Below are 24,075 nucleotides of genomic sequence, written 5' to 3' on the forward strand. Positions count from 1 at the left end.
CTATAGCAAAGCATGACCCGGCACGACGTAACTCCGCCCAGGCAATGGCAGTTCAACCTCAAGCTGTTGGTGTTCAGCGGGCTGTTTTTGCCACTGTTGCTGGGGTTGGGGATCTGGCAGCTGGAGCGGGCCGGGGAAAAGGAGAGGCAATTGCAGCAATGGCAGCAGCAGGCCACGGAACTCAGTTGGCAGCAGCTGTGGCAACAAGTCCCGGAGCCGGGTCAGCCAGTGGTGCTCAAAGGGCAATTCACTGGATTCAGCTGGCTGCTCGACAACCGAACCCGGGATGGGGTTGCCGGCTACGAGGTGATGACCCTGTTTGAGGCAGTGGACGGCCCATCGGTGGTGGTCAATCGCGGCTGGTTGCGTGCGCCGGCCCGGCGGGAGACGTTACCGGCGTTCCCAACACCCCCCGGGATCGTACAGATTCGCGGCCGACTCGTGATGTTTCCTCAACCTCCGGTATTGGATACCCAGCCGCCTGCCGGGAACTGGCCACGACGGGTTCAGGCGCTCACCGCGGAACAGGCCGGTGAAGCGTCCCCCTCATTGGCTCCCCTGGTACTCCGACTGGCCGGTGGTGACCAGCCGGGTGCCTTCCGTGCCGACTGGCAGCCTGACCGGATGGGCCCCCAGACTCACTACGGCTATGCCCTGCAATGGTTTTCCCTGGCCCTGGTCTTGGTGATCCTCACCGTCGTGGCCAGCTATCGGCGGGTCGCCGGTTCCCCTACACCCTCATGCTCCAGCATGCCCCTTAGCTCAAGTTCGCTCTACAGCCCCAGTACCACAGGAGCCGATAATGACAACGACGACGGCCAACGCCATGACTGATCGCAACTCATCTCAATCCTCTCCCGAACAGATTCGCCGCGGCCGGCGCATGGCGTTGTTACTGTTCGCCGTGGGCTTCGGTCCGATGCTGGTGGCCACCGCGATGTTTTACACCGGCTGGTTCAACCCGGGCGGGCACACCAACCGGGGCGAGTTGTTACAGCCACCGCTTGCGGTTCAGGAACTGGCATTGCTGGGGGCGGATGGACAGCCGCTGGCAGAACGCTTCGTGCCGCAAGCCACGGACTCGAAATGGCTGATGCTGGTGGTGGCGGATGCCTGTGACGAGCAGTGCGAAGAACTGCTGTACCTGGCCCGTCAGGTCAACGTCGCCCTCGGCAAGAATGCCAACCGGGTAGGCCGGGCCGCCTGGCTGGGACAAGTGCCGGTGTCCCTGAGCGAGCGTTGGCCGGAGGAGTACAACGCCATGGAACGGTTGTCGGTGATGCCCGACAACCAGCCCGCATGGCCGGACCAGCTGTCTCCGCCCAGCGTTCCGAGCCTGTTCTTGGTGGATCCCCTGGGCAACGTCATGATGCGTTATGGCAACACCCATACCGGCGAGGACATGCTCAAGGACCTCAAGCACCTCCTCAAACTGTCGCAGATCGGGTAACGGCCCATGGTGAGTTCAGAATCGCAGGCAATGTTGCGTCGACGCATGGGCCGATGGTCCCTGGTGGCTACCCTGCTGGCCGTGGTGGTCGTGATGCTGGGGGCCTGGACCCGGTTGGTGGATGCCGGTCTGGGATGTCCGGATTGGCCCGGTTGTTATGGGTTTCTGACGGTGCCCCAGAGCGAGGCGCAGGTGGCGGTGGCCGAGGCCCGGTTTCCCGATGCACCGGTGGACGCCAGCAAGGGCTGGCCGGAAATGATCCACCGCTATGCCGCGGGCACGCTGGGCTTGGTGGTCTTTGGTCTGGCGGCCTTTGCAGTTTGCCACCGTCGTGAGGGCCTGCCCCTCAAGCTGCCCCTGTGCCTGGCCGGTTTGATCGTGTTACAGGCCGCCTTCGGCATGTGGACGGTGACCCTGAAACTGTGGCCTCAAGTGGTGGCCCTACATCTCCTGGGCGGTTTCACCACCCTGAGTCTGCTGGCGCTGATGAGCTTCCGCCTGCTGGTCCCTCCAGCCCGGGTAAGGCCGGAAGCTGTCGCGGGATTGTCGCGCTTGCGGCCCTGGCTGTACGGGGGAATGGTGCTGGTGGTTATCCAGATTGCCCTGGGCGCCTGGACCGCCGCCAATTACGCGGCGGTGGCCTGTACCGAACTGCCCACTTGTCAGGGGCAGTGGTGGCCACCCATGGATTTTCGTCATGGCTTTGATATCACCCAGCACGTGGGCCCCAACTATCTGGGAGGACAGCTGACCGCGGAGGGCCGGGTGGCCATTCATGTCACCCATCGCCTGGGGGCCCTGGTGGTACTCGCCTACTGGTCACTGTTATTGGCCCTGGTGTGGCGTCGCAGTGAACCGGGGCCAGTGAGAGGGGCGGCGTTACTCAGTGGTGCGGCACTGCTCAGCCAGATAGCCCTGGGGCTGGCCAACGTTGCGTTGCATCTGCCGCTGGCCATCGCGGTGGCTCACAATGCCCTGGGGGCGGGACTGCTGCTGACCATCATCCATTTGTTGTGGCGCGTGCATCACTGCCGCCACGTTGAAGGCCAATCCACAGAACAAGCCACGTTGATTAACCGGGAGGCGACCGTATGAGCGAACAAGGCAAGGCGCTGGCAATCCAGGCCCCCTCGTCCCAGGGGGTGGACAAGCTGTCTTGGCGGGACTTCCTCGAGCTGACCAAGCCCCGGGTGGTGGCGCTGATGATCCTGACCTCGGTGATCGGTATGCTGCTGGCGACACCGGGGGTGCCGGGCTGGTCGGTGTTGCTGTTCGGCAACCTGGGCATAGCCCTGCTGGCCGGCGCCGCGGCCGTGGTCAACCACGTGGTGGACCAGAAAATCGACACGGTGATGGCCCGCACCCGCAAGCGCCCAGTGGCCACCGGGCGCATCGCCGCCACCGACGCCCTGCTGTTCGCCACCTCTCTGGCGCTGGCCGGGATGCTGGTGCTGGTGTGGCAGGTGAACCTGCTCACTGCCTGGCTGACGCTGGCCTCCCTGGTGGGTTATGCCGGTGTCTACACCCTGTTCCTCAAGCGGGCCACGCCCCAGAACATCGTGATCGGCGGCCTGGCCGGCGCCATGCCGCCGCTGCTGGGTTGGACCTCGGTGACCGGTCAGGTGGACGGTCACGCGCTGCTGCTGGTGCTGATCATCTTTGCCTGGACGCCGCCCCATTTCTGGGCCCTGGCCATCCACCGCAAGGAAGAGTATGCCCAGGCCGGCATCCCCATGCTGCCGGTCACCCATGGCAATCGCTACACCGAGCTGCACATCCTGCTCTATACCCTGATGCTGCTGGCGGTCAGCCTGCTGCCCTTTGTCACCGGCATGTCCGGACCGATCTACCTGGTGGGGGCCACAGCACTGGGGGCGCGTTTCCTGTACTTTGCCGTCCGGCTGTGGCGGGGGGACGATCGCCGGGTGGCGCTCGCCACCTTCAAGTACTCCATCACTTACCTGATGGCGCTGTTTGTGGTATTGCTGGTGGATCATTTTGTCCGTTACTGAGTTCCGACCCCGAGTGACCCTGGAGACGCCATGGCCCTGACGATCCGTAGCACCGTTTTTCTCCTGCTGCTGGTGGTAGTGCTGATTTTTGGCCTGGTGATTGGCCGCCAGGTGTATCAGTCCGGCGAAAGCGCCAGAGCGGTGCCGGCGCCGGAACTGAGTGAGCTGAACACCTTTGTCTACGATCAGGGGCGTGCGCTGGCCCAGTTCCAGCTGCTGGATGAGCGTGGCCGGCCCCGGACCCCGGCGGATCTCAAGGGACGCTGGACCTTTGCCTTCATCGGCTACACCTTCTGCCCGGACGTCTGCCCGGCCACCCTGTCCACCCTGCGCCAGGCGGCTGCCCTGCTCCCGCCCGAGGTGCCCCAGCCGGACTACCTGTTGATCTCTGCCGACCCGGAGCGGGATACGCCGCAACGGCTGGCCGAGTACCTCCGGTTCTTCGGCGAGGACTTTCACGGTCTCACCGGTGACATCGAGGAACTGCGGCGTTTGGCCACCAGCCTGAACGCGGTGTTCGTGCATCGGGAGGACGACGGGACCCGGCTGGTGGATCACAGTGCGCACCTGGCACTGATCAACCCCCAGGGCGAAATGACCGCGGTGATCCAGCCGCCCCACACCCCCCGGGACCTGGCCGAGGCGTACCAGCAGATCTACCAGTGGGCCCGGGCCAACCGGCCGGGCGCGGGGTAACGGGCGCCGGATTGTTCCACTGCGCATAACGTCGACTTTCCCCGCCCCATTCCAATCCGTAAACTGTGCCGCCAACCCCCTGTTGCGGAACCGTTTATGCCAGCCATCCAACAAAGCTGTACCACCCCGCGGGAGCTGTTCTCGGTACTGGCGGCGGGTGCCACCCTGTTGCTGGTGGTGCATTCCCTGGGCCGCTTCATCTACACACCCCTGTTGCCCTACCTGATTGGCGATGGCCAGATCGATCCCCAGCAGGGCGCGAGCATTGCCACCTGGAACTACCTGGGCTACCTGATGGGGGCGATGCTGGCCATTCGCTGGCACCGCATCGACCACATCCGCTGGCTGTTGCCGCTGTCTCTGACTGTCCATGTGCTGACCACCCTGCTGCAGACCCAGCTCGATGATGCCACCGCCCTGGCCGCTGCCCGCTGGATCAACGGCGTCGCCAACGGTGTGGTGTTCGTGCAGGCACCGGCACTGATCCTGGAATGGCTGGTGTGGCGCAACCGGGCCAGCCTGAGCGGCCTGGTGTACCTGGGGGTGGGGCTGGGTCTGCTGGTCTCCAGTGCCCTGGTGTCCCTCACGGTAGACTGGCTGGCTGGTGCCGATCGGTGGTGGCCGGCGGCCCTGCTGTCCGTCCCACTGGCCTGGTGGGGCACCGCCCGCCTGCTGCGACTGGAGGTCCCGGTTCGTGCCGAGCACGAGACCGGCCAGCATCCCCGGCCAACCGCCTTGTTGGACCGGGCCAGTGTGCCCCTGTTCCTGTCCTACGCCGGCGCGGGGCTCGGCTATATCCTGCCGATGACCTTCCTGCCCCTGCTGGCCACGATCCAGCTGCCACCGGGGCACTGGCTGGTGGACGGCGCCTGGCTGCTGGTGGCACTGGCAACCCTGCCGGCGCCGTTTATCTGGAACCATTTGGGCGCGAAATTCGGCGATCTGCCGGCAATACGAGCGAATTTCGGGATTCAGCTACTGGGTGTTCTGGCCGCGGTGGTCTGGCCGGGGCCGCTGGGTCTCGTGCTGTGCGCGGTGCTGGTGGGCGTTACCTTCGTGGGGACCGTGCTGCTTACCCAACGCATCGGACGAGCCCTGCACCCCCACCAGGGTCCGCGATTGTCGGCCGCCCTGGTGGCTCTCTATGGCTTCACCCAGATGGCCGGCCCCTGGCTCACCAAGCAGTGGCTGGATTTCGGCGGCACCCTCGACAGTGCCTTTTGGATCGGTGTGGTGGCGTTGCTGTGGGGGCTGGTGTTTAGCGGGCTGGTGCCCAGGCCGGAGCAGTGGCATGCGCGGAGGACTGCGGGGGCTGAGGAATGAGTGCGGCTGGGGTCGCACGAACTTGTTGAATCCCGCGTTTTATCGTTCGCTATTCCAACCGACATCATTAAAATCCGATGAGGCCACTTCGAGATCCAACAAGGTGTGGGTAGGCAGTCTTTCTCATAACGGAGATGGTGTCTGAGCCTAGCGCGTTTAAAGCTCCGCTTTGAGAAAGACTGCCCGCCCGCGCCATGCACCAACACGACCAGTCCTACCAAACATGCTGCCAATCGACCCCCTCATCCCAGACCTCCATCAGGCTCTGACCAACCACACTACCGTCCTGCTGCAGGCCCCACCCGGCGCCGGCAAGACCACCCGGGTGCCGTTGAGCCTCCTGGACACCGACTGGCGCGATGATCGCAAGATCCTGATGCTCGAACCCAGGCGCCTGGCGGCCCGCTCCGCTGCCCGCTACATGGCCCGCCAACTGGGTGAGATGCCCGGCCAGACCGTGGGCTATCGCACCCGCCTGGACACCCAGGTGTCAGCGCGGACCCGCATCGAGGTGGTGACCGAAGGCATCCTCACCCGCCTGATCCAGAACGACCCGGCGCTGGAGGACTACGCCGCGGTGCTGTTCGACGAATTCCATGAGCGCTCGTTGCAGGCAGACCTGGGCCTGGCGTTGGTGCGGGAAGCCCAGCAGGCCCTGCGGGAGGACCTGCGGGTGGTGGTGATGTCCGCCACCCTGGACACCGCCCCCATCGCCCGCCTGTTGGGGGACGTGCCCATCCTTACCAGCGAGGGGCGCTCCCACCCCGTGGACACGCTGTACCGGCCGCCGGCCCGCAATGCCCGACTGGCGGACCAGGTGGTGACCGTGATCCGTGAGGCCCTGGCGGACCAGTCCGGCTCGCTGCTGGCGTTCCTGCCGGGTGCCGGGGAGATCCGTCGGGTGGCACAGGCCCTGGCCGGGTCCCTGCCAACCGGGGTCACGGTGGCGCCACTGTACGGCAGCCTGGGAAACGAGGAACAGGACCGGGCCATCGCCCCCGTACCAGAGGGCCAGCGCAAGGTGGTGCTGGCCACCGCCATCGCCGAGACCAGCCTGACCATCGAGGGCATCCGGGTGGTGGTGGACGCCGGCCTGCAACGCCGGGCGCTGTTCGACCCCAACAGCGGCATGACCCGGCTGGTGACCACCCGGGTCTCCAAGGCCTCGGCGGAGCAGCGTCGGGGGCGGGCCGGCCGGGTGGAGCCGGGGGTGTGTTACCGGTTGTGGAGCGAATCGGACCAGTTCAGCCTGGCGGACTATACCCCGCCGGAAATCCAGGAAGCGGACCTGGCCCCGCTGGTGCTGGAACTGGCCCAGTGGGGCGCCCGTGAGCCCAGTGACCTGGAGTGGATCGATCTTCCGCCCAGGGCCCATTGGCAGCAGGCAGTGGAGCTGTTGCGCTGGCTGGATTTGCTCAACGACGACGGCAGCATCAGCGACCAGGGCAAGGCCGCGCGGAGTTTGGGGATCCACCCGCGACTGGCCCATATGGTGTTAACCGGCCGTGAATGGGGGCTGGGTCAGGCCGCCGCCGAGCTGGCGGCGCTGCTGGAGGAACGGGATCTGCTGGGGCCAGGGGCCGGCGCGGATCTCCACCAGCGCTGGCTGCTGTTGCGCGGTGAGGCCCGGGACGGTCGGGTGGATGGGGCCCGCCTGCAGGCCCTGCGACGTTCGGTGCGGCGGCTGGTGGATCGGGACTCGTCGGCGGCGGCCGGCGCCAGTGACCTGGGGCGATTGTTGGCTCAGGCTTACCCGGATCGTATCGCCCGTCGCCGCAAGGGCGATGCTCCCCGCTACCAGCTGAGCAACGGGCGGGGAGCCCGGTTACGGGAGGATGATCAGCTGGCGCGGGAGCCCTGGCTGGTGGCGGCGGAGCTGGACGGCCAGGCGCGGGAGGCGCAGATCTACCTGGCCGCTCCGCTGGATCCGGCGGTACTGGCGTCGGACCTCGCCGCCCACATCGAAACCCGCGACGAATCGCTGTGGGACGACGCCCGTGGCCGGGTCGTTGCCCGCCGCCAGAGCCGCTTGGGCCAGCTGGTGTTGAGGGAGCAGGCCCTGCCCGATCCGGGACCGGAGCAGATCGCCGCCGGTCTGCTGAACGCGGTGCGCCAAAAGGGCCTGGACAGCCTGCCCTGGGACGCAGAAGCCCGCCAGTTCGTGGCCCGGGTGCAATGCCTGCACCGGCTGTGGCCCGAGGACTGGCCTGAGCTGGACGACCAGGCGTTACTGGACGGTCTGGAGACTTGGCTGGGGCCCTTCCTGATTGGTGTGGATCGCTGGTCCCGGCTGCAACAGGTGAAGCTGACACCGGCCTTGACCAGCCTGCTGGACTACCCCCAACAGCAGGCACTGCCGCAACTGGCCCCGGCCAGGCTGACCATTCCCACCGGCCAGTCGGTATTACTGGATTACACCGCCGACCAGGGCCCGGTGCTGGCGGCCAAGCTGCAGGCTCTGTTTGGCTGGACCGAGACACCCACCATCGCCCGGGGCCGGGTGCCGGTGGTGATCCACCTGCTGTCGCCGGCCCAGCGTCCACTGGCGGTGACCAGCGACCTGGCCAGTTTCTGGCGCAATGGCTATGTGGAGGTTCGCAAGGACATGCGGGGCCGCTACCCCAAGCATCCCTGGCCGGAGGACCCGTTCACCGCCGAGGCCAAACAGGGAACCAAGAAGCAGGGACGCTAACGGAGCAGCGATCCCGAGGGGATTACACCCGGATATCGATCTGGCTGCCCAGGTTGGGGTTGGCGCTGGTCGCGGTCGCCGGGGTGCTGGCCGTCACGCTGTCGAGCAGCTGCAGGACCCCATTGGCCGCCATGTCCTGGGCCGTCTTGAGGGTGCTGATCTGCACCTGCTGCTGCAGTTGCGCCTGACTGAGCTGGGTGCTGAAGCTGGCGAGAGAGGCTACGTCCACTGAGGATTCCCGGTTGAGGTGACTGGGCACTCCCCGGGAGGGGGAGCTGGTGTGGTTAAATTATCACCAGTTGGCCGGCTTTGGGAAGCGCCGGCTGCCAATGCTTGCACTCGGTAACATTTGCTTACAGTCACCGGCGTTGCCCGTCCGGCGGGCGTCGCAGGTCGAGGGTCAGGATCAGTGGCAGCACCAGCACACCGTAGGCCAGCATGACCGCCAGTGCATGGCGGACATCGCCGGTCACATCGGCCAGCACGCCGCCCAGCATGGGAATGCCGAACGCCAGGGTGTAACCCACCAGGAAGTTGCCGGCGGACAGCCGGCCGGTTTCCGAGGCCGCCGCCAGCAGTGGCGGCAGCGCCACCAACAGGATCAGCAGGATGCCGGCGGTAAAACTCATCAGGGTGGCGCAGGCGATGGCCTGCCAACCCTCGAGCACCAGGGCCCCGCCAGTGGCGGCCAGGGACACCACCGCCATGACCAGGATCAGGCTGCGTCGCCCCACCCAACTGCGGGCCAGCTTCAGCATCACCAGTGAAGCCACCACCTGGGCCAGGTTGTAGCAGAACAGGGCGTCGGCCAGCATGTCCAGTTCACCCCGCTGGTCCAGCAGGGTGGCCAGATAGGCGTTGAAGCCGAAAAACAGGGAACCGGACAACCCCAGTAACAGGCCGAGCTTCAGGGTTAGCGGATTGCGCCAGTCCGGTAGCCAGGCAGGGCGACGGTCGGGCCGACCGTGGTCAACCCGGGGCAGGTACAGCGCCGCGGCCACCGCCAGGGCGGGCAGTGACCAGACCAGCAGCGTCAGCCGCCAGCTCTGGTCCACCAACGGCATGACCACCGGCAGGGTGATGCCGGCGCCTATGAACTCGCCGGTCAGCATGCCGTTCATGTAGAGGGCGCTGCCCAGGGCCAGGTGCTTCGGTTCCAGCCACCTTGGCAACAGGGCCGGCAGCGCCGGTTGCATCATCGCCACGCCCAGGCCCATGACCGCACTGGCCAGCAGCAGGCTGGCGGCATCCGGCACCAGGCCGCGGGCGGCGGAACCAATGGTCATGATCAACAGGGCCAGAGCCAGGGTGTGGCGGGGCCCGAGGCGGGAAATGGCCAGCGAGCCGGGCATGGCGCCAACGGCCAGCATCAGGATGGGCAGGGTGGTCAGGGTGCCGGTCAGGGCCTGGCTCAGGGCGAGCTCGTCGGCAATGAACGGCGCCAGTGCGGGGGCCACCAGTATAGGGACCCGCAGGTAGGCCCCCGCGAGCCATAACAGGCCGGCGATGACGGCCAGCTGCAGTCGGGAGGGCTGACCGTCACCGGGTGGCTGCGGGGGCACGGAGCGGAATCTCAGCCCTCGGGATCGGGCATGTAGGCGCCGTCCTCATCATGCACTTCGCGACCGGTGACCGGCGGGTTGAAGGCGCAGATCAGGCGCATGTCCTCGGTACCACCCCGCAGGATGTGGCGGTCGTGGTTGTCGAGGGCGTACAGGGTGCCGTCGCTGATCTCATGGGTTTCGTCGGTGGCGAGGTCCGTAATGGTGCCGTTGCCGGCCACGCAGTACACCGCTTCCAGGTGGTGCTTGTACCACAGCTTCAGTTCGGCCCCGGCAGGGATGATGGTTTCATGGAACGAGAAGCCCATGCCGTCTTTCTTCAGCAGCAGTCGACGGCTGGTCCAGCCCGGACCCTCCACTTCACGCTCGGTGCCGATGATGTCCTGTACCCGTACGATTTTCATAACATCCCTCAATTGGCTGTGACAGAGCCCTACAGTATAAACATCCTAGACCACCCCGGTTCAAATCGGCGACAGCCGAAAAAAGGGCGTCGCCGATGGAGTACCCGATCGGCTCTGGCAGTCGGTCCCGTTAATCGGAGGCTCCTTAGCCACCCCATGGTCGGGCGTGAGCGTTTCCAGCCAGCGTCCTACCCCCGCGCCTGCCGCCACTGGCCATAGGTGTCGAGGGCCGCCTCCACGGCCATGGTCAGCCGGTGTCGCTGGTCGCTGCTCAGCGAGCACTGTTTGCGGCAGCGGGTAAACGCCCGCTGGATCTCGTGGCGATACTCCGGTTCCAGATCCTCCAGCCAGTGGCGGTCGGTGGGCTCGAGATCGAGCAGGTCCCGGCCGGCGTGATTGCGGTGGCTGACCTGCCACCAGTGGTCCACCGCTCGCCCCAGTACCACATAGCCGAACTGGCTGTCCTGCACCGGCCCGAAACTGGCGGTCTGCAGGCCGTGGCTGAGGGGGCCGATGCGCAAGACCGGCAGGGACAGTCGATCACCGTAGAAATAACTGCCGGCGGCGCCCAGCAGGCCACCGATCAGCGCCCCGGTGCCGAGGGAGGAGCCCAGGGCGATGGCATCGATCCCGGCGCCGCCAATGGCCCCTGCACCGAACCCGGCGGTGGCCAGGTAGGCCTTGCTGACCCCCCAGGTCTGGCGACTGGTCTCGCTGAACAGGTCGTGTTCGCTGTGCCAGGCCAGCTCCGCCTCCTGACGCTGGATGCGATGGTGCTGGTACAGCTGCTCGATGGCCAGGCGCAGGGACTGCTCCCGTTGACGCTGGTGCTGATACCAGCGCTGTCTCAGGTCCTCCGCCAGGGTTTCCCGGGAGGTGCCGGTCAGCTGGCCGGTGGTGAGGGTGCGTTTTTCCTGCCACCCCATCATGTCCTCCAGGGCGGTGGCGATAAGACGGGCGGCCTGCTCCTTGCGCTGCGCGCGCTGGTCGGACAGATGCATCACCGCCTGGTCGAGCACCGTCTCCCAGGCTGGCTCCAGCTGGCCAAACGCCTTGAGCAGGCTCAGGTGCTGGTTGAAGGGCGCGGTCACCGCGTTGAATTTGCGCACCACCTGGAAGAACTGGCCCAGGGCCTTGTGCCAGTCGTCGCTGTAGTCGTCGCAGCCAATGCTGTTGATCAGCGCCAGGCTGGGTTGCCCGGTCCAGCGCAGGATGGTCATTTCGCTTTCGTTTTCCGTGCTGTAGGGCACCGAACCGTCCACCACGTAGATGATGCCCGCCCCCTCGACCAGTGGGGTGAGCAGTTCGCACTCGTCGTGGAAGCGCGGCTCGTCCCGGTGCTGGCGGACAAAGGCCGCCACTGTCTCGGCCCGGTCCGAGGCCGACAGGCTGTGAGCCTGCAGCCATTCGAGCACCTGTCGCGGCCGCTGGAAGCCAGGTGTGTCCACCAGGGTGTAGAGCACCTCGCCATCCACCCGCAGGGGGTACGCCTGGCTGTGGCGGGTGGTGCCGGGTTCCAGGGCAATGGCGATGGCGTCGTTCTGGGACAACGTGGCGACCACACTGGACTTGCCCTTGTTGGGGTGGCCGACCACCGCAAACACCGGCGCCTCCGTCATGACTGGCCCTCCACCGCCCGGTTGGCAAGGTCCGGGGTCTGATGAACGCTGACCTGCAGGCGGGGATCGGCCTGACGCTCGGCAAAGCGCAGCCACTGCGCCAGTTGCGTCTCACTGGGCCGGCGGAGGCAGTCGGTGGCCAGCGGCACCAGGCAGATCAGGGTGCCTTCCGGCCACTGGTCCCGGGCCAGGGTCAGGAAATCCTCCAGTTCGGCGGTGGGGGGTTCCCAGGCCCGGGTGAGCAGGGTGGCAGACGGTTCGGCCCGGCTTGCCAGTACCAGCCGGGCCTGCTGGATGGCGTGGCGATCGTCTTCCAGCGTGGCGGCGCCGCCGGCGCTCAGCACCTGGCGGTGGGCGTTGGCGGTGAAGTCGTCGGGCAGCACCGGTTCGCCGGCACCGGCCCAGCGAATGACGACGGGGCTGTCGGGACAGGGCTGGAGATCGGCGTGGGCCGATAGCGCCGGGGCCTGGTGGATGGCCTCCTCCGTGCTGCCGGTGTCGAGGATGGGCGTTTCCATGCGATAGCGCAAGGCGGTGAAGCCGGGGTGACCCACCAGCAGGCGTCTCGCGCGCAGCCGTAGGTGCACCTGGGCCAAACCCAGCAACAGCATCCGGGGCAGCACCAGGTAACAGCTCCAGGCCATGGCCACGAACGGCCACCAGTCCCCCCAGCGGGCGGCATCGATTGGTGGCGGGGTACCGGCGCGAAAGAAGCGGGTGCTGGCCACCAGGTCGGCATCCGGCACGGCCGCCGGCCACAGGGATTGCCAGGGCCAGGCCAGGGTCTGTACCCAGTGATGATAGGCGGGGGCGCCGGTATCGAGCGTGGTGCTCCAGCCGAACGCCAGGTCCTGAACCACCACCAGCAGCAACAGGGTGGCCAGGCCGGTGAGGCCGAACAGCAGGCCGCCGCCATGGGCGGCGCGGGCCAACAACTGCGGGTGCAGTCGGGTGAGGACCGAGGCGATTTCCCCGGAGCGGCGGGTATAGCGGTCCACCAGCCAGCCCCAGGGGCGCCAGCCGGCAAAGGCCTGGACCGTGGTGGCTGTGGCCAGCAGCAGTTGCAACAGGATAAAGCCCAGGATCACGGTGAGGTTGATGCGGCCGCTGCCGTCGTAGAACAGCAACCCCAGCATGGCGAGGATACCCAGCAAGGCACCGGCGACGGCAAAACCCAGGGTGATCCGGCGCCATCGGGCCAGGCGTTTGTCCGTTTGTCCGGGCGGACGACCGCTCAGGCGATGCAGATGGGCCAGCCACTGGCGGGGAGCCAGGCCGTCGTCCGCTTCCAGGGCGTATTTCCGGTCCCGCCGGTGCAGAAAGGCTGGGGCCTGGTGTTGGTCGCGCCGCACCTGGTCGTCAAATTCCAGCAAAAGCGTCAACGGATGCTCAGACATCGGGGATCCTTTCGGCCGGGGAGTGATACTTCCCTGAAACTGCTAGGATAATAGTACCTCTTATCTGGGCGCCATACGTACCATGCCACACCACCTGATGAACCTGCGACACGTGCCGGATGACGAAGCGGATGAAATCCGTGCGCTGTTCGAGCAACACGACGTGCCCTATTACGAGACCCCGCCCAGCCGCTGGGGCATCAGCATGGGCGGGTTCTGGGTGCATGACGATGCCGAGGCGACCCGGGCCCGGGCGTTGCTGGACGAGTATCAGCGGCAGCGTCAGGAACACCAGCGGGCGCAGTACCAGCAGGCGCTGCGGCGTGGGATGACTGGTGGTGTCTGGCATCGCCTGCGGCAACGGCCGGTGACCACCCTGGCCGCCTGTCTGGCCATCCTGGTGATGGTGCTGCTGAGTCTGGTGCCGTTTCTCCGGCTGTGATCGCGGGGCATCGCCTTCCTCCAGCGCTTTATTCCCCCAGGCCGGATCTCCCTCCGTGGCCTTCAGCATTGCTATGTGATTGATTTCACAGAATCAAAAAAGGCTTGTTCTCCGCAAAAAATAACGGTTCACGCAGATTTCCTTTTGAAACAGTTTGTTACCATATGTAGCGTCCGTCGTATGCCGGCGTGCCCCGAGTCGTTGTCGTTATTGCCAATCTGTGCCGGTGTTTGCCTCACTAAGGTGCTGCTCTTTGATAGTGCAGGCACTGGATCATGACGGCCTGCGCCCCAGTAACGCCGGAAATAAAGGGAGTTAACCGATGGTTTCCGCACTTGGCGCCCCCCCCCCACGCTTCTCGCGTGTTTCTGCCCTGTCTGTGTTGGTGACCGCCCTGGCGGCGCCCACCGCCATGGCCAGCATGGGCAATCTTGGTTCCACTTACGGCGTGTTGCCGTCGGATCTGGCCTCGGCCCAGGCCCTGTCCATGTTCAACACCCAGGTATCCGCCAACTTCTACAATCCGGCCTACCTGGCCACCGATCCCCGCGGCGAGCTGACCACCGGCATTCTGCACGCCCAGCCGGACCTGGAGGCCCGAGGCGCCAGCGGCACCCTGTCGTTCGACAAGGAGAGCCAGCACGTGCTGATCGGGATGAAAACTGACCTGTCGTCCATGCTGCGGTCCGGACCGCCCATCTACCTGGGGTTCATCGCCGGCCTGGAGAAGTACGGCAAGGAGATGCTGGCGTTCAATGCCCGCACCTCCGAAACCGGTCAGTTCCTGCAGTATGGTCGCCAGCCCCTGTTCCTCAACCTCGGTGGCGCCTCCAACGTCTGGCGTGGCATCAATGTGGGCGCCTCGGCGCGTATCACCCTGCACGCCAGTGCCGAGCTGCGCACCGTCAGCGACCTGGCCGGCAACACCGAACAGGAAAAGCTGACCGTTAACGCCGAACCGTCCATCCGCCTGATCTACTCCGCCAGCGCCAACCTGGGCGACACCCTGTGCCCGGACAGCGACTGTTTGCTGGACGGCTGGGAAGTGGCGGCGGCCTATCGCACCAGCTCCGACACCAACACCACCGTCGATGCCGGCGTGGTGATTCCGGGCCTGATCCCGGCCAGCGACCCGCTGGAATTCACCGTCAAGACCTACGACTCCTACCAGCCGGAGACCCTGTCCCTGGGCCTGCAGTACCTCGGCGATGGCTGGCGGGTTGGCGGCAGCGTGGAGCAGCAGAACTGGTCCGACCTGACTGACAAGTTCGAAGGGGACAACATCCGCGATCAGGCCGGTGTGCAGTTTGATGACACCCTGGTGCCGCGGCTGGGCGCGGAATACCAGCTCAGCCAGCACTTTGCGGTGACCGCCGGTGTCGCCTACCAGGAATCACCGCTGGAGGACGGCCTGACCCCCGACGTGAACTACTACGACAACGACCGGGTGATCGTTGGCCTGGGCCTGACTGCCGAGTACGACCGTACCCGCATCCTGGCCTATCCGCTACGCCTGGACCTTGGCTACCAGTATCACCGCATGGACGACCGCGACTTCACCCTGAGCGCCGTTGGCCCCGGCGAGACCGTGACCACCGGGGACACGGTGACCGCCGGCGGTGAGGTTCACGTGGTGGCCGGCTCCCTCACCCTGAAGTTCTGATGTTGGAGGCTGATCGTATGTGTATTCGCAAGTTGCTAGTGGTCGCCGCCCCGTGGCTGCTGCTGGCGGGGTGTGGTGGTGATGAGTCCAGCATGAAGGCAAGCGACGCGGCGCCGAGCCTGATCTACAGCTACCCGGCCGACGGCCAGGCCGAGGTGGCCACCCGCGCCGACCTGGTGTTGCGTTTTTCCGACCCGGTGGATGAGCCGCAACTGGCCCTGACCGAGACGGATTCCGACAGTGCCATCGCCCATACCCTCAAGGCGGTGGACGGTGGCCGCAGTTGGGTGATCTCGCCGAAGCAACCCCTGGCGCCGGTGCAGGGCTACCGCCTCCGCCTGGCGGAGCCGCTGACGGTGGGTGATCAGGTGATCGGGCGACTGGACGGCGACGGTGAGCTGGTGTTCACCACCCGGGCCAGTGCCGGGTCCATGCGCAGCCAGACCAGCACCGATACCGATTTTGCCCTGGCACGGATGATCCCGGATGGGGAGACCTACCCGATGATGGATTTCTCCACCCTGCGCCTGACCCTGACCCAGCCCATTCATCCGGACGGCGTGGTGTACGGGGAGTCGGTGCGTCTGGAAGACCGCGAGGGTAACCTGGTGCCGGCCTACACCCTGGCCCGGGGGCGCCAGCTGGTGATTGACCCGCTGGCCGCCGAAGGCAGCGACAGCGACGAGCTCACTTCCGGTGAGACCTATACCCTGATCATTGACGACCTGCCGAACCTCTATGGCGACGCGCTGCTCAATGTCAGCCAGACCCTGACCCCGCGGGAATCGGGACCCACCGAAATCCTGTACCAGACCGCCACGGCCAACAGCAGCGAGCGGGACCTGCGCTCCGTGCTCAATGGCGATCCCATCAACGGCATCGCCCTCAGTTCGGTGCTGCTGGGGGATACCCCCTATGCCTGGCAGACCGGCGAGATGTGGGCGGAGCTGGCCTACAGCCCCAACTACCCGGACATGACGCCGCTGCGTATTCCCCGGGGCACCGTGCTCAGCAGTACCTCGCTGGACGTCAACGTGGGTGGCGTGGTGCCGCTGATGACCGAGCGCGGGGTCCAGCAGACCGGCGAGATCCGGGTCACCATGACCACTGACGCCATCGGCTACCTGTACCGCAACCCGTTCAGCAACGCCGATGACGCCCCCCGTCATGTCCGCCTGTTCATGGACGTGTCGATGAACACCGAGAACGGCCAGCCCAACGCCGCCCTGTCCCAGGACCTCACCGGCCTGGAGCTGGTGGGCGTGGCGATGATCAAGGACGGTACCCTGGAAATCGATGCCCTGAGCATGGTCCAGCCCCGGCTGCTGGGGCTGGAGGACGCGGTGGCGTCGCTGGCCTTCAACATCCGCGCCGAAACCCAGGGCCGGGCCCAGCAGAACGCCCCGGCACCGGAAGTGGACGTGACCGGGCCCAGGCTGCTGAGCTGGATGCCGGACGAGTCCGAGCCCGGCATGGCCGGCAGCCACCGGCCGGGGGACCCGGTGTCCCTGTTCTTCGACGAGGCCCTGGACCGGACCACGGCCCGGGCCGGCCTGAGCCTGTTCGCCGATGGCAACGAGGTGACGGCGCTGGAGGTGATCGTCGATGGCACTTCGGTGACCGTCAACCCGGTGGGTGGCCTGAAACACGGCACCGACTACGAGCTGCAGATCGACGCCGCGCTGACCGACCTGGCCGGCAACGGCGCCGAGCCCCGCACCCTTCGCTTCTCGCTGCCCGAACTGAAGGATCAGTCCGCCTCTTCGCCCCTGCCGGTGGCGACCTACCCCGGCTTCCCCTGCGTCACCACCGGGCTGGATCTGGCGAACGGTTTTCACGGTCGTTGCGACGGCGCCCTGGATGGCTACGGTGAGCCCTACAACAAGGCTGACGAGGTGATGCCGGTGCACGACCTGCCGGCCAACCGGCCGGTGATGGTGACCTTTTCCCAGTCCATGGACCTGACCTCGATCCGGCTCAACGAGACCTTCCGGGTGGAGAAGGTGACCGACCTGGGCAGCGGCGACGGTGCCGATGTGACGGTGGCGCCGGAACCGGTCGCCGGCCGGCTGGCGTTGAACCACCAACGTCTGCACTTCTATCCGGACCAGCCCTGGGAGCCCGGTGCCTACTACCGCTACACCCTGGCCTCCCAGGCCAGCGACAGCCCGGACTGTGCCAGCGCGATCTGCTCGGTTGCCGGCCAGGCACTGGAAACCAATGCCCTCTGGGGGCTCAGTCAGCCCGGCGGTCCGGACCTGACCATCTATTTCCGCGGCGCCCAGGCCAGCGACACCGTGTTCCTGCCCCTGCGTAACCTGCCGGTCAGGGACGTCAATGCCGACAACGTCATCCAGTGTGGCGTGGTGGACGAGACCAACAGCGACGGGGTGGTGATCCGGAAGAGCTACGCCCGGGACTGCGCCGAGGCGCCGGACGTGGCCTTTGACAGCGAGGGCAACCCGCTGACGCCGCCCCAGGCCACCCGGGTGGTGAGCACCAGCCGCTCCGACGCCCGGGTGGGCTGCAACCGGGACCGCGACCACATCTTCGCGCCCTGGATCGAGACCGAATGCCCGGAGCTGAAGTTCATCTACCAGACCGGTGCGCTGTACACCGAGGTGGTGGGACCGGTGGACCCGGATAACCCGGAGGCCGGGGTGCGGGTACTGCTGCACCCGACCCTGCTGACCACCAACTCGCTGACGGTGCACGCCAAGGTGTTGTCGGACCTGACCTGGGCCGAGACCCCCACCGGCAAGCAGATCATCCGCATGCGCTACGCCGAGGATGCCGAGGGCAACCGCACGGCGCTGATCCCGGGCGTCATCCGCACCGGGGAGGATGGTTTTCCGGTGTTCGAGACCGACGTCAACCTGTATCTGGATGCGCCGGATCTGGAAACGCCGCTGAGCCTGCCCCACAACCAGCACAGCATCGAGCTGGACCTCAACCTGCTCGGTGAGGTGAAGTTCCTGGAGGATGGCCGTCAGGTGATCGAGCAGTACAACCAGCAGCCCCAGATTATCCCGGTCGACGTTGCCGGCCTGGTGCAGTTCGATTTGGAGATCCCGGTCAACGGCCTGCGGTTGAGCTACCTGTCGGCCCCGGTGAAGGAGCTGTCGGTGTTCCAGGACGCCGACTGATCGACGTCTCCGCCAGCCCGGCGTGGCCGGGCTAGCGGCCCTTCTTCAGCCGGGAAAAGGTCGCCGGCACCACCCCAAGCCAGGACGCCAGCTGATTGTCCGGCACCCGCGGCACCAGATCAGGGTACTCCTGCAACAGAAGGTGGTAGCGCTGCCGCGCCGACAGGGTCTGTTTCTGGAACTCCCGCACGGTGGCCGACTCGGCCAGCTCCTCGGTCAGGGCCAGGGCAAAGCGGGCCCAATGCCCTTCGCCACTCTGGCGGATGCTGTCGCGAAAGACCTGGAACTCCGCCTGCCAGAGGGTACAGGCGGTCACCGCCGACAGGCACAGGGTGTTGCGGACGGTGCGGCTGCGGCCGAACACCGGCCAGATCAGCGCGCCCTCGGTGAAGAAATGGTGGATGGCGTGCTTGCCGGACGGTGCCTCCCGGAACAGCCGCATCACGCCATGCTGGAGCAGGTAGACATTGGCCCAGGGCCGGCGGTGCTGTTCCAGGGCGCAGTCCGCCGCTACCCGCCGTTGGTGGAACAGGCGACCGAGGTCGCGGAGCCGTTGCGCGCTGTCCTCCGCGTGCGGGCTCAGTCCAAAGCTCCTGGCCAGTCCGTTGATCAATACCTGGTCGGGCCGGACTGTCACCGGGTCCTGGCTGTCCAGCAGGCAGGGCGCGGAGGCGCAGCGAGCGGGCTCATTGGCGGAAGACTCTGACATGGTACGTAAACCCTTCTGCGGTGGCCGACGTTGGCCCGTTCAGTATGCGACAGCCCATTTATCCGCAAAAATGGTTTAATCTGGATAGCCTTATCCGTCAGATCGATAACGAGTCGTGGTATCTCAAGGCCGACCGGTGAGCGTCCACACGCCCTTGCCCCGATCTCCAGCGGTCGCTTCCGGTGAATCATCCGGACTGCCGGACACCGTCCGGAAAACCTGACACCTTTTCCCGTTTGCTGCCCCGGTGGCGCCCTTCTCGATTTTCCTGCGGTTTCGCGGGCTTCCACCGTGGGTACCTGAGTGTCCGGATGCCCGGACAGCTTCGCATTAGCGTCCTATGGATAGATGTTAACCATCTGTTTTAATTGGGAAAATTAAATTGGCATGGGATCCGCATTGGCCCGGTTGCGATCGCCCGGGTTTGCGTCTTCCCGGGGTCTGGTTGCAGGGGCCCCGCTGGGGCTCCGAAAACAACAACAATGCCAGGAAGGAAAAGACCCATGACCATTCGAACGCGGTTTGCTGTTCCTGCGGGCTTCGCCCTTGCCTTGACATTGGCCGTCGGCCAGCTCCAGGCCCATCCGGGCCGTGCCTTCAACGAACGCCCTGATGTTCTGGCCGGTGGCTGAGCCCCCCCCTTGAGGTCGGCCTGTTTGGGATCCCGGACTGAGTCAATGATTGCCAGTGCCGCCGCACTGGACCGCCGCATTCGGCGGCAGACGGCGGGCGAGCGGCGGCGGACCTCGCCCGGGACGTACCGGTGCTCCGGTACCGGATTTACTGACAACAAAGGAAAACCACGAATGCAGAACAAAAAACTCTTGTGCGGTTCCGTATCCCTGCTCGCCCTGGCCATTGCCGGCCAGGCCAGCGCTTTCGAACTGAGCGCCGGTGACTACCGGGCCGAGCTGTACGGTTACGCCCGCTTCAACGCCAGTTACGACATCGAAGAGGAAATCGCCATCTCCACCCGCTCCGGGGCTTTCTCATCGATCAACACCGGCGCCGCCGAGGACGACGAGGTGACCGGTCACTTCGGTGCCGACGCGGTACAGACGCGTATCGGTGTGCGCTCCACCACTCCCGAAGGGGTCAAGGTGGTGGTGGAAGGGGACTTCCGGGGCGGAACCCTGCGGCTGCGTCACGGCTACGGTGAGTACAACGGCGTGCTGCTGGGCCAGACCTGGTCCAATTTCAACAGCTTCGTCGGCAACACCAGGGTGCTGGACTTTGACGGCCTGGCGGGCAATGCCGGCTTGCAGGGACGGGTTGCCCAGGCCCGTTACAGCTCGGGACCGCTGTCGTTCTCCCTCGAAGAGCCACGCACCAACTTCACCTTCAATCAGTTGGATGACGACGGCGACCTAGTCAATGCCAGCGCCGGCGGCAAGCAGTCGCTGCCGACCCTGACCGCCCGCCTGGAGGATGCCGCCGGGGGCCTGTCCTACTCGGCGGCGGTGCTGGCCCAGCAGGTCGAGTACGACACCGGCAGCGAGGATGACAGCGTGATCGGCTTTGCCGCCTTCGCCGCCGCCAGGCTGGCCCTCACCGACGCGCTGACCCTCCAGGGGGCGGTCTCCTACACCGACGGCGCCAACGCCTACCTGTATCGCTCCGGTGACAACTTTGCCGCCGAAGACGCCTATGTCGACGCCAGCGGCAGCCTGGAGACCCTGGCCGGTTATGGCGGCACCCTGGGGCTGGGTCTCGATCTGGGTGGCGGCCGCAGCCTCAACCTCGGCTACGGTTGGGTGACCGTGGACTGGGATGACGCCGAGGATGACGGCCTCCTGGTCGGTGGCAAGAGCGAGACCAACCAGAACCTGATGGCCAACTACCTGTGGTCGCCGGTGAAGCACGTCACCCTGGGCGTGGAGTACGGCTACTTCAAGCGGGAGAACGTGAGCGGCGACGACGGCGATGCCAGCCGCATCCTGTTTGCCGGCCAGTACAACTTCTGATCCCCCGGGATCGGTGCCGGCGGCCCGCCCTGCTACTTAGGTCGGTGCGGGCCGCCAATTGCCAATCCCGCTTCCCCCAGATACTCTCTGGAACAGCCCATCGCCAAGCGGTGGTGGGCAGGCAGGTAAGCCTTCATGACCGATTTTTTTTCAGGCAGTAGCCAGTCCATGACCGAGCCGTACCCGAACAAACCCAACAGCGGCCTGACCCGTGAACTCATCGAGGTGTTGTTCCCGATGTTCGAACAGGCCAGTGCCGGCGCCATTGCCGTGGACCGGGAGGCTCGCATCACCTGGATCAACGACAGCTACGCCAGCCTGCTGGGCTTTGCCGACCCCCAGGCCATGATCGGCAAAGACGTGCGCACGTTGATTCCCCACACCCGGATGGACGAGGTGGTGAAAACCGGTCAGCCCCTGTTGCTGGACATCATGGAGCACGACACCCAGCAGCTGGTGGTCACCCGGTTACCCTTCTTCGACAAAGAGGGGCAGATTCAGGGGGCGGTGGCCTTCGTGCTATACGACGATCTGCAGCCGCTGACGCCGCTGGTGAGCAAGTATCGCCGCCTCCACCAGGACCTGGTGGCCGCCCGCAAGGCCCTGGCCAGGAAGGCGGCGCGGGGCACCCGCTACAGTCTGGGGGATTTTGTCGGCGCCAGTCCCGCCGCGCTGGAAGTGAAGCGGCGCGCCCGCCTCGCCGCCGGACGCGATGTACCGGTATTGCTGTTGGGGGAGACCGGTACTGGCAAGGAGGTTCTCGCCCAGGCCATTCATTCGGTCTCCAGCCGGGCGGAGCGGCCGTTTGTCGGTGTCAATGTGGCCGCCATCCCGGAAAACCTGCTGGAGGCGGAGTTCTTCGGGGTGGCGCCCGGTGCTTACACCGGGGCCGACCGCCGCCACCGGGAGGGCAAGTTCCAGCTCGCCAACGGCGGCACCCTGTTCCTCGACGAAGTGGGCGATATGCCGCTGGCGTTGCAGGCGAAGCTGCTGCGGGCCCTGCAGGAGGGCGAGATCGAGCCATTGGGCTCCAACAAGGTGGTGTCGGTCAACGTCCGGGTCATCGCCGCCACCAGTCGCAACCTGGAAGCGATGATGGCCGAGGGCACCTTCCGCTCGGACCTCTATTACCGGCTCAATGTGCTGGAAATTCCCATCCCGCCGCTGCGGGAACGGCTGCCGGATCTCGGCGTATTGTGCGAGGCGATCCTGGAAGACCTGTGTGAAGGGCTGGACATCCGGGGCGAAATCACCGATTCCGCGGTCTCGGCCCTGGCCAGTTACCACTGGCCCGGCAACATCCGCGAGTTGCGTAATGTGCTGGAACGGGCCTTGACCATGGGGGAGGACAACGGTCTGCTGGATGCCGATGCCATCTTCCGGGTCCTGCCCCGCAACGGCAAGCGGCCGCCGGTGGCCCAGTCCCCCCGCCCCATCCGTCCCTTGGCCCAGACCCTGGCCGACGCCGAGGCCCACGCCATCGAGGAGGCGCTGGTGGCGAGTCGTGGCAATCGCACCCGGGCCGCCAAGCTGCTGGGCATCTCCCGCTCGGTGCTCTACGAGAAGCTGGCCAAGCTGTCCTGAGCACCGGACAGGTGTCCGTGAAAGCGGACACCTGTCTGCGACCAATGTCTGATGTTGTTCGGAATACCAGACACTCCTCTCCGTCACCGCTCCCTGAATTTGTTGATAACACATTGTATTTTAAATGAAATGTTGATGTGGCACGGTCTCTGCTCATGTCGGATAGCTGGACGTCGGTACAACGCAGACAACAAAAATGACGCCTCCGCTTCCGACCGTCTTTTTGTTTCCTGCGCTGGCTGACTACACTCAAGCCAGGCCTGCCGCATTGTTACTGACGGGCAAGCTACAAAAACAACACAAGGAGACCATCGATGAAACTTGCCAAGGCCATTACAGGCGTTGCCGCTGCGATCGCCCTGTCCACCGGTTCCGCCTATGCAGACAACCTGCGCTGGAAGATGCCGGTGGCCTTTGCCACCAACCTGCCGGGTCTGGGGTCACCCGCCGCCTGGGTTGCCGACAACCTGACCACCGCCTCTGACGGCAGCATCCAGGTCCGCGTCTATGAGCCGGGCGAGCTGGTGCCGCCGTTCGACATCCTGCAGTCCGTCTCCGACGGCAAGGTGTCCACCGGCTACACCTGGATCGGTTACGACCAGGGCAAGGTGCCGGCAGTGCCCCTGTTCGCCGCGGTGCCCTTCGGCATGAAGCCCTGGGCCTACATCGGCTGGTACTACTACGGCGGCGGCCATGACATGCTGCAGGAGGTCTATGCCAACAAGGGCTTCAACGTGCATGCCCAGCTGTGCGGCATCATCGGGCCGGAAACCGCCGGCTGGTACGCTGACAAGATCGAGTCCCTGGAAGACTACGACGGCATGAAGATCCGTTTCGCCGGGTTGGGTGGCAAGGTGTTGGAGCGTCTGGGGGCGTCCGTCACCATGATGCCTGGCGGCGAGCTCTACCAGGCCCTGGAGAAAGGCACCATCGATGCCACCGAGTTCTCCATGCCCGCCATCGACCAGATCCTCGGTTTCCAACAGGTGGTCAAGTACAACCTGTTCCCGGGCTGGCACCAGCAGTTCACCGCCCAGTACCTGCTGATCAACGGCGACGAGTGGGAGGAGGCAACCGATGCCCAGAAGGCGCTGGTGGAAGCCTCCTGCACCGCCGCCACCACCCGCGGCCTGGCCGAGGGGGAATACAAGAACGGCGCCGTGCTGGCCGGCTTCCAGGAGGAAGGGGTCCAGGCCGATCAGATCCCGCGGGAAGTTCTGGAGGAGCTGAAGTCCGTGACCCAGGAGGTGCTGGAAGAGGAGGCCTCCAAGGATGACGACTTCAAGCGCGTCTACGAGAGCCAGCAGGCCTTCATGGAAACCTACCGGGTCTGGGACAGCCGGGCCTATCTGCCCAGCGACCTGTAAACCTGCCGGAGAGTCGGGGGCACCGGGTCCGGTGCTGTCGACCCG

20 protein-coding genes are annotated in these 24,075 nt (G+C 65.8%); 14 read left to right on the forward strand and 6 right to left on the reverse strand.

All coding sequences use genetic code 11. From position 1 onward, the window contains the following. Window positions 1-12 precede the first annotated feature (12 nt). The 7 genes from R3175_RS07980 (at window position 13) to hrpB (ending at window position 8,173) form a co-directional block, all read left to right on the forward strand. On the forward strand, window positions 13-834 hold the full coding sequence (locus R3175_RS07980) for an SURF1 family protein (protein WP_318943548.1): 822 nt from the start codon (window positions 13-15) through the stop codon (window positions 832-834). Then, complete coding sequence (locus R3175_RS07985; protein ID WP_318943550.1) at window positions 803-1,450, forward strand: hypothetical protein; 648 nt, start codon at window positions 803-805, stop codon at window positions 1,448-1,450. Before R3175_RS07980 ends, R3175_RS07985 begins: the two co-directional genes overlap by 32 nt. A gap of 30 nt (window positions 1,451-1,480) precedes the next feature. Then, a complete protein-coding gene (locus R3175_RS07990; RefSeq protein ID WP_318943552.1) occupies window positions 1,481-2,545 on the forward strand; it encodes a COX15/CtaA family protein in 1,065 nt (354 codons plus the stop codon). Continuing rightward, window positions 2,542-3,462: a heme o synthase gene (gene cyoE, locus R3175_RS07995; RefSeq protein ID WP_318943554.1), complete on the forward strand. Its 921-nt coding sequence runs from the start codon at window positions 2,542-2,544 to the stop codon at window positions 3,460-3,462. The genes R3175_RS07990 and cyoE overlap by 4 nt, the downstream gene beginning before the upstream one ends. 30 nt (window positions 3,463-3,492) lie before the next feature. Continuing rightward, complete coding sequence (locus R3175_RS08000; RefSeq protein ID WP_318943556.1) at window positions 3,493-4,158, forward strand: SCO family protein; 666 nt, start codon at window positions 3,493-3,495, stop codon at window positions 4,156-4,158. A 96-nt stretch (window positions 4,159-4,254) separates the two neighbouring features. Beyond that, window positions 4,255-5,481, forward strand: a complete 1,227-nt coding sequence (locus tag R3175_RS08005; protein WP_318943558.1) for a YbfB/YjiJ family MFS transporter — start codon at window positions 4,255-4,257, stop codon at window positions 5,479-5,481. Between the two features lie 223 nt (window positions 5,482-5,704). Next, a complete protein-coding gene (gene hrpB / locus R3175_RS08010) occupies window positions 5,705-8,173 on the forward strand; it encodes an ATP-dependent helicase HrpB (RefSeq protein WP_318943559.1) in 2,469 nt (822 codons plus the stop codon). Between the two features lie 22 nt (window positions 8,174-8,195). Here the strand turns inward: hrpB and R3175_RS08015 are convergent, their stop codons facing one another. The 5 genes from R3175_RS08015 to R3175_RS08035 form a co-directional block, all read right to left on the reverse strand. Then, window positions 8,196-8,402, reverse strand: coding sequence for a putative motility protein (locus R3175_RS08015; RefSeq protein ID WP_318943561.1), 207 nt, complete (start codon window positions 8,400-8,402; stop codon window positions 8,196-8,198). Window positions 8,403-8,532: 130 nt separating this feature from the next. Next, window positions 8,533-9,735, reverse strand: a complete 1,203-nt coding sequence (locus tag R3175_RS08020; RefSeq protein ID WP_318943563.1) for a CynX/NimT family MFS transporter — start codon at window positions 9,733-9,735, stop codon at window positions 8,533-8,535. An 11-nt stretch (window positions 9,736-9,746) separates the two neighbouring features. Next, window positions 9,747-10,139, reverse strand: coding sequence for an ectoine synthase (locus R3175_RS08025; RefSeq protein WP_318943564.1), 393 nt, complete (start codon window positions 10,137-10,139; stop codon window positions 9,747-9,749). 188 nt (window positions 10,140-10,327) lie between these two features. After that, window positions 10,328-11,758 (reverse strand): GTPase/DUF3482 domain-containing protein, encoded by a 1,431-nt coding sequence (locus R3175_RS08030; protein ID WP_318943566.1) that lies wholly within the window; start codon window positions 11,756-11,758, stop codon window positions 10,328-10,330. After that, on the reverse strand, window positions 11,755-13,155 hold the full coding sequence (locus tag R3175_RS08035) for a DUF2868 domain-containing protein (protein ID WP_318943567.1): 1,401 nt from the start codon (window positions 13,153-13,155) through the stop codon (window positions 11,755-11,757). Before R3175_RS08035 ends, R3175_RS08030 begins: the two co-directional genes overlap by 4 nt. An 82-nt stretch (window positions 13,156-13,237) precedes the next feature. Here R3175_RS08035 and R3175_RS08040 point away from each other — a divergent pair, with 82 nt between their 5' ends. From R3175_RS08040 to R3175_RS08050, 3 genes are all read left to right on the forward strand, one after another. Continuing rightward, window positions 13,238-13,597: a DUF6164 family protein gene (locus R3175_RS08040; RefSeq protein WP_318943568.1), complete on the forward strand. Its 360-nt coding sequence runs from the start codon at window positions 13,238-13,240 to the stop codon at window positions 13,595-13,597. 322 nt (window positions 13,598-13,919) lie between these two features. Beyond that, complete coding sequence (locus R3175_RS08045) at window positions 13,920-15,260, forward strand: outer membrane protein transport protein (protein ID WP_318943570.1); 1,341 nt, start codon at window positions 13,920-13,922, stop codon at window positions 15,258-15,260. 17 nt (window positions 15,261-15,277) lie between these two features. After that, a complete protein-coding gene (locus tag R3175_RS08050; RefSeq protein WP_318943571.1) occupies window positions 15,278-18,406 on the forward strand; it encodes an Ig-like domain-containing protein in 3,129 nt (1,042 codons plus the stop codon). A gap of 31 nt (window positions 18,407-18,437) precedes the next feature. Here R3175_RS08050 and R3175_RS08055 read toward each other — a convergent pair whose 3' ends face one another. Beyond that, window positions 18,438-19,115 carry a Crp/Fnr family transcriptional regulator gene (locus R3175_RS08055; RefSeq protein ID WP_318943573.1) on the reverse strand — a complete coding sequence of 226 codons (678 nt, stop codon included), beginning with the start codon at window positions 19,113-19,115 and terminating at the stop codon, window positions 18,438-18,440. 503 nt (window positions 19,116-19,618) lie between these two features. Between R3175_RS08055 and R3175_RS08060 the strand changes: the two genes are divergently transcribed. The 4 genes from R3175_RS08060 to R3175_RS08075 all read left to right on the forward strand — a co-directional run bounded on the left by R3175_RS08060 (window position 19,619) and on the right by R3175_RS08075 (window position 24,030). Next, on the forward strand, window positions 19,619-19,747 hold the full coding sequence (locus R3175_RS08060; RefSeq protein ID WP_318943575.1) for a hypothetical protein: 129 nt from the start codon (window positions 19,619-19,621) through the stop codon (window positions 19,745-19,747). Between the two features lie 174 nt (window positions 19,748-19,921). After that, a complete protein-coding gene (locus R3175_RS08065) occupies window positions 19,922-21,079 on the forward strand; it encodes a DcaP family trimeric outer membrane transporter (RefSeq protein WP_318943577.1) in 1,158 nt (385 codons plus the stop codon). Window positions 21,080-21,214: 135 nt separating this feature from the next. After that, window positions 21,215-22,663, forward strand: a complete 1,449-nt coding sequence (locus R3175_RS08070; protein WP_413231742.1) for a sigma-54 interaction domain-containing protein — start codon at window positions 21,215-21,217, stop codon at window positions 22,661-22,663. A 314-nt stretch (window positions 22,664-22,977) separates the two neighbouring features. Next, window positions 22,978-24,030, forward strand: a complete 1,053-nt coding sequence (locus R3175_RS08075; protein ID WP_318943579.1) for a TRAP transporter substrate-binding protein — start codon at window positions 22,978-22,980, stop codon at window positions 24,028-24,030. The last annotated feature ends 45 nt before the right edge of the window (window positions 24,031-24,075 follow it).

This window comes from Marinobacter sp., assembly GCF_033722735.1.
Lineage (GTDB): Bacteria > Pseudomonadota > Gammaproteobacteria > Pseudomonadales > Oleiphilaceae > Marinobacter.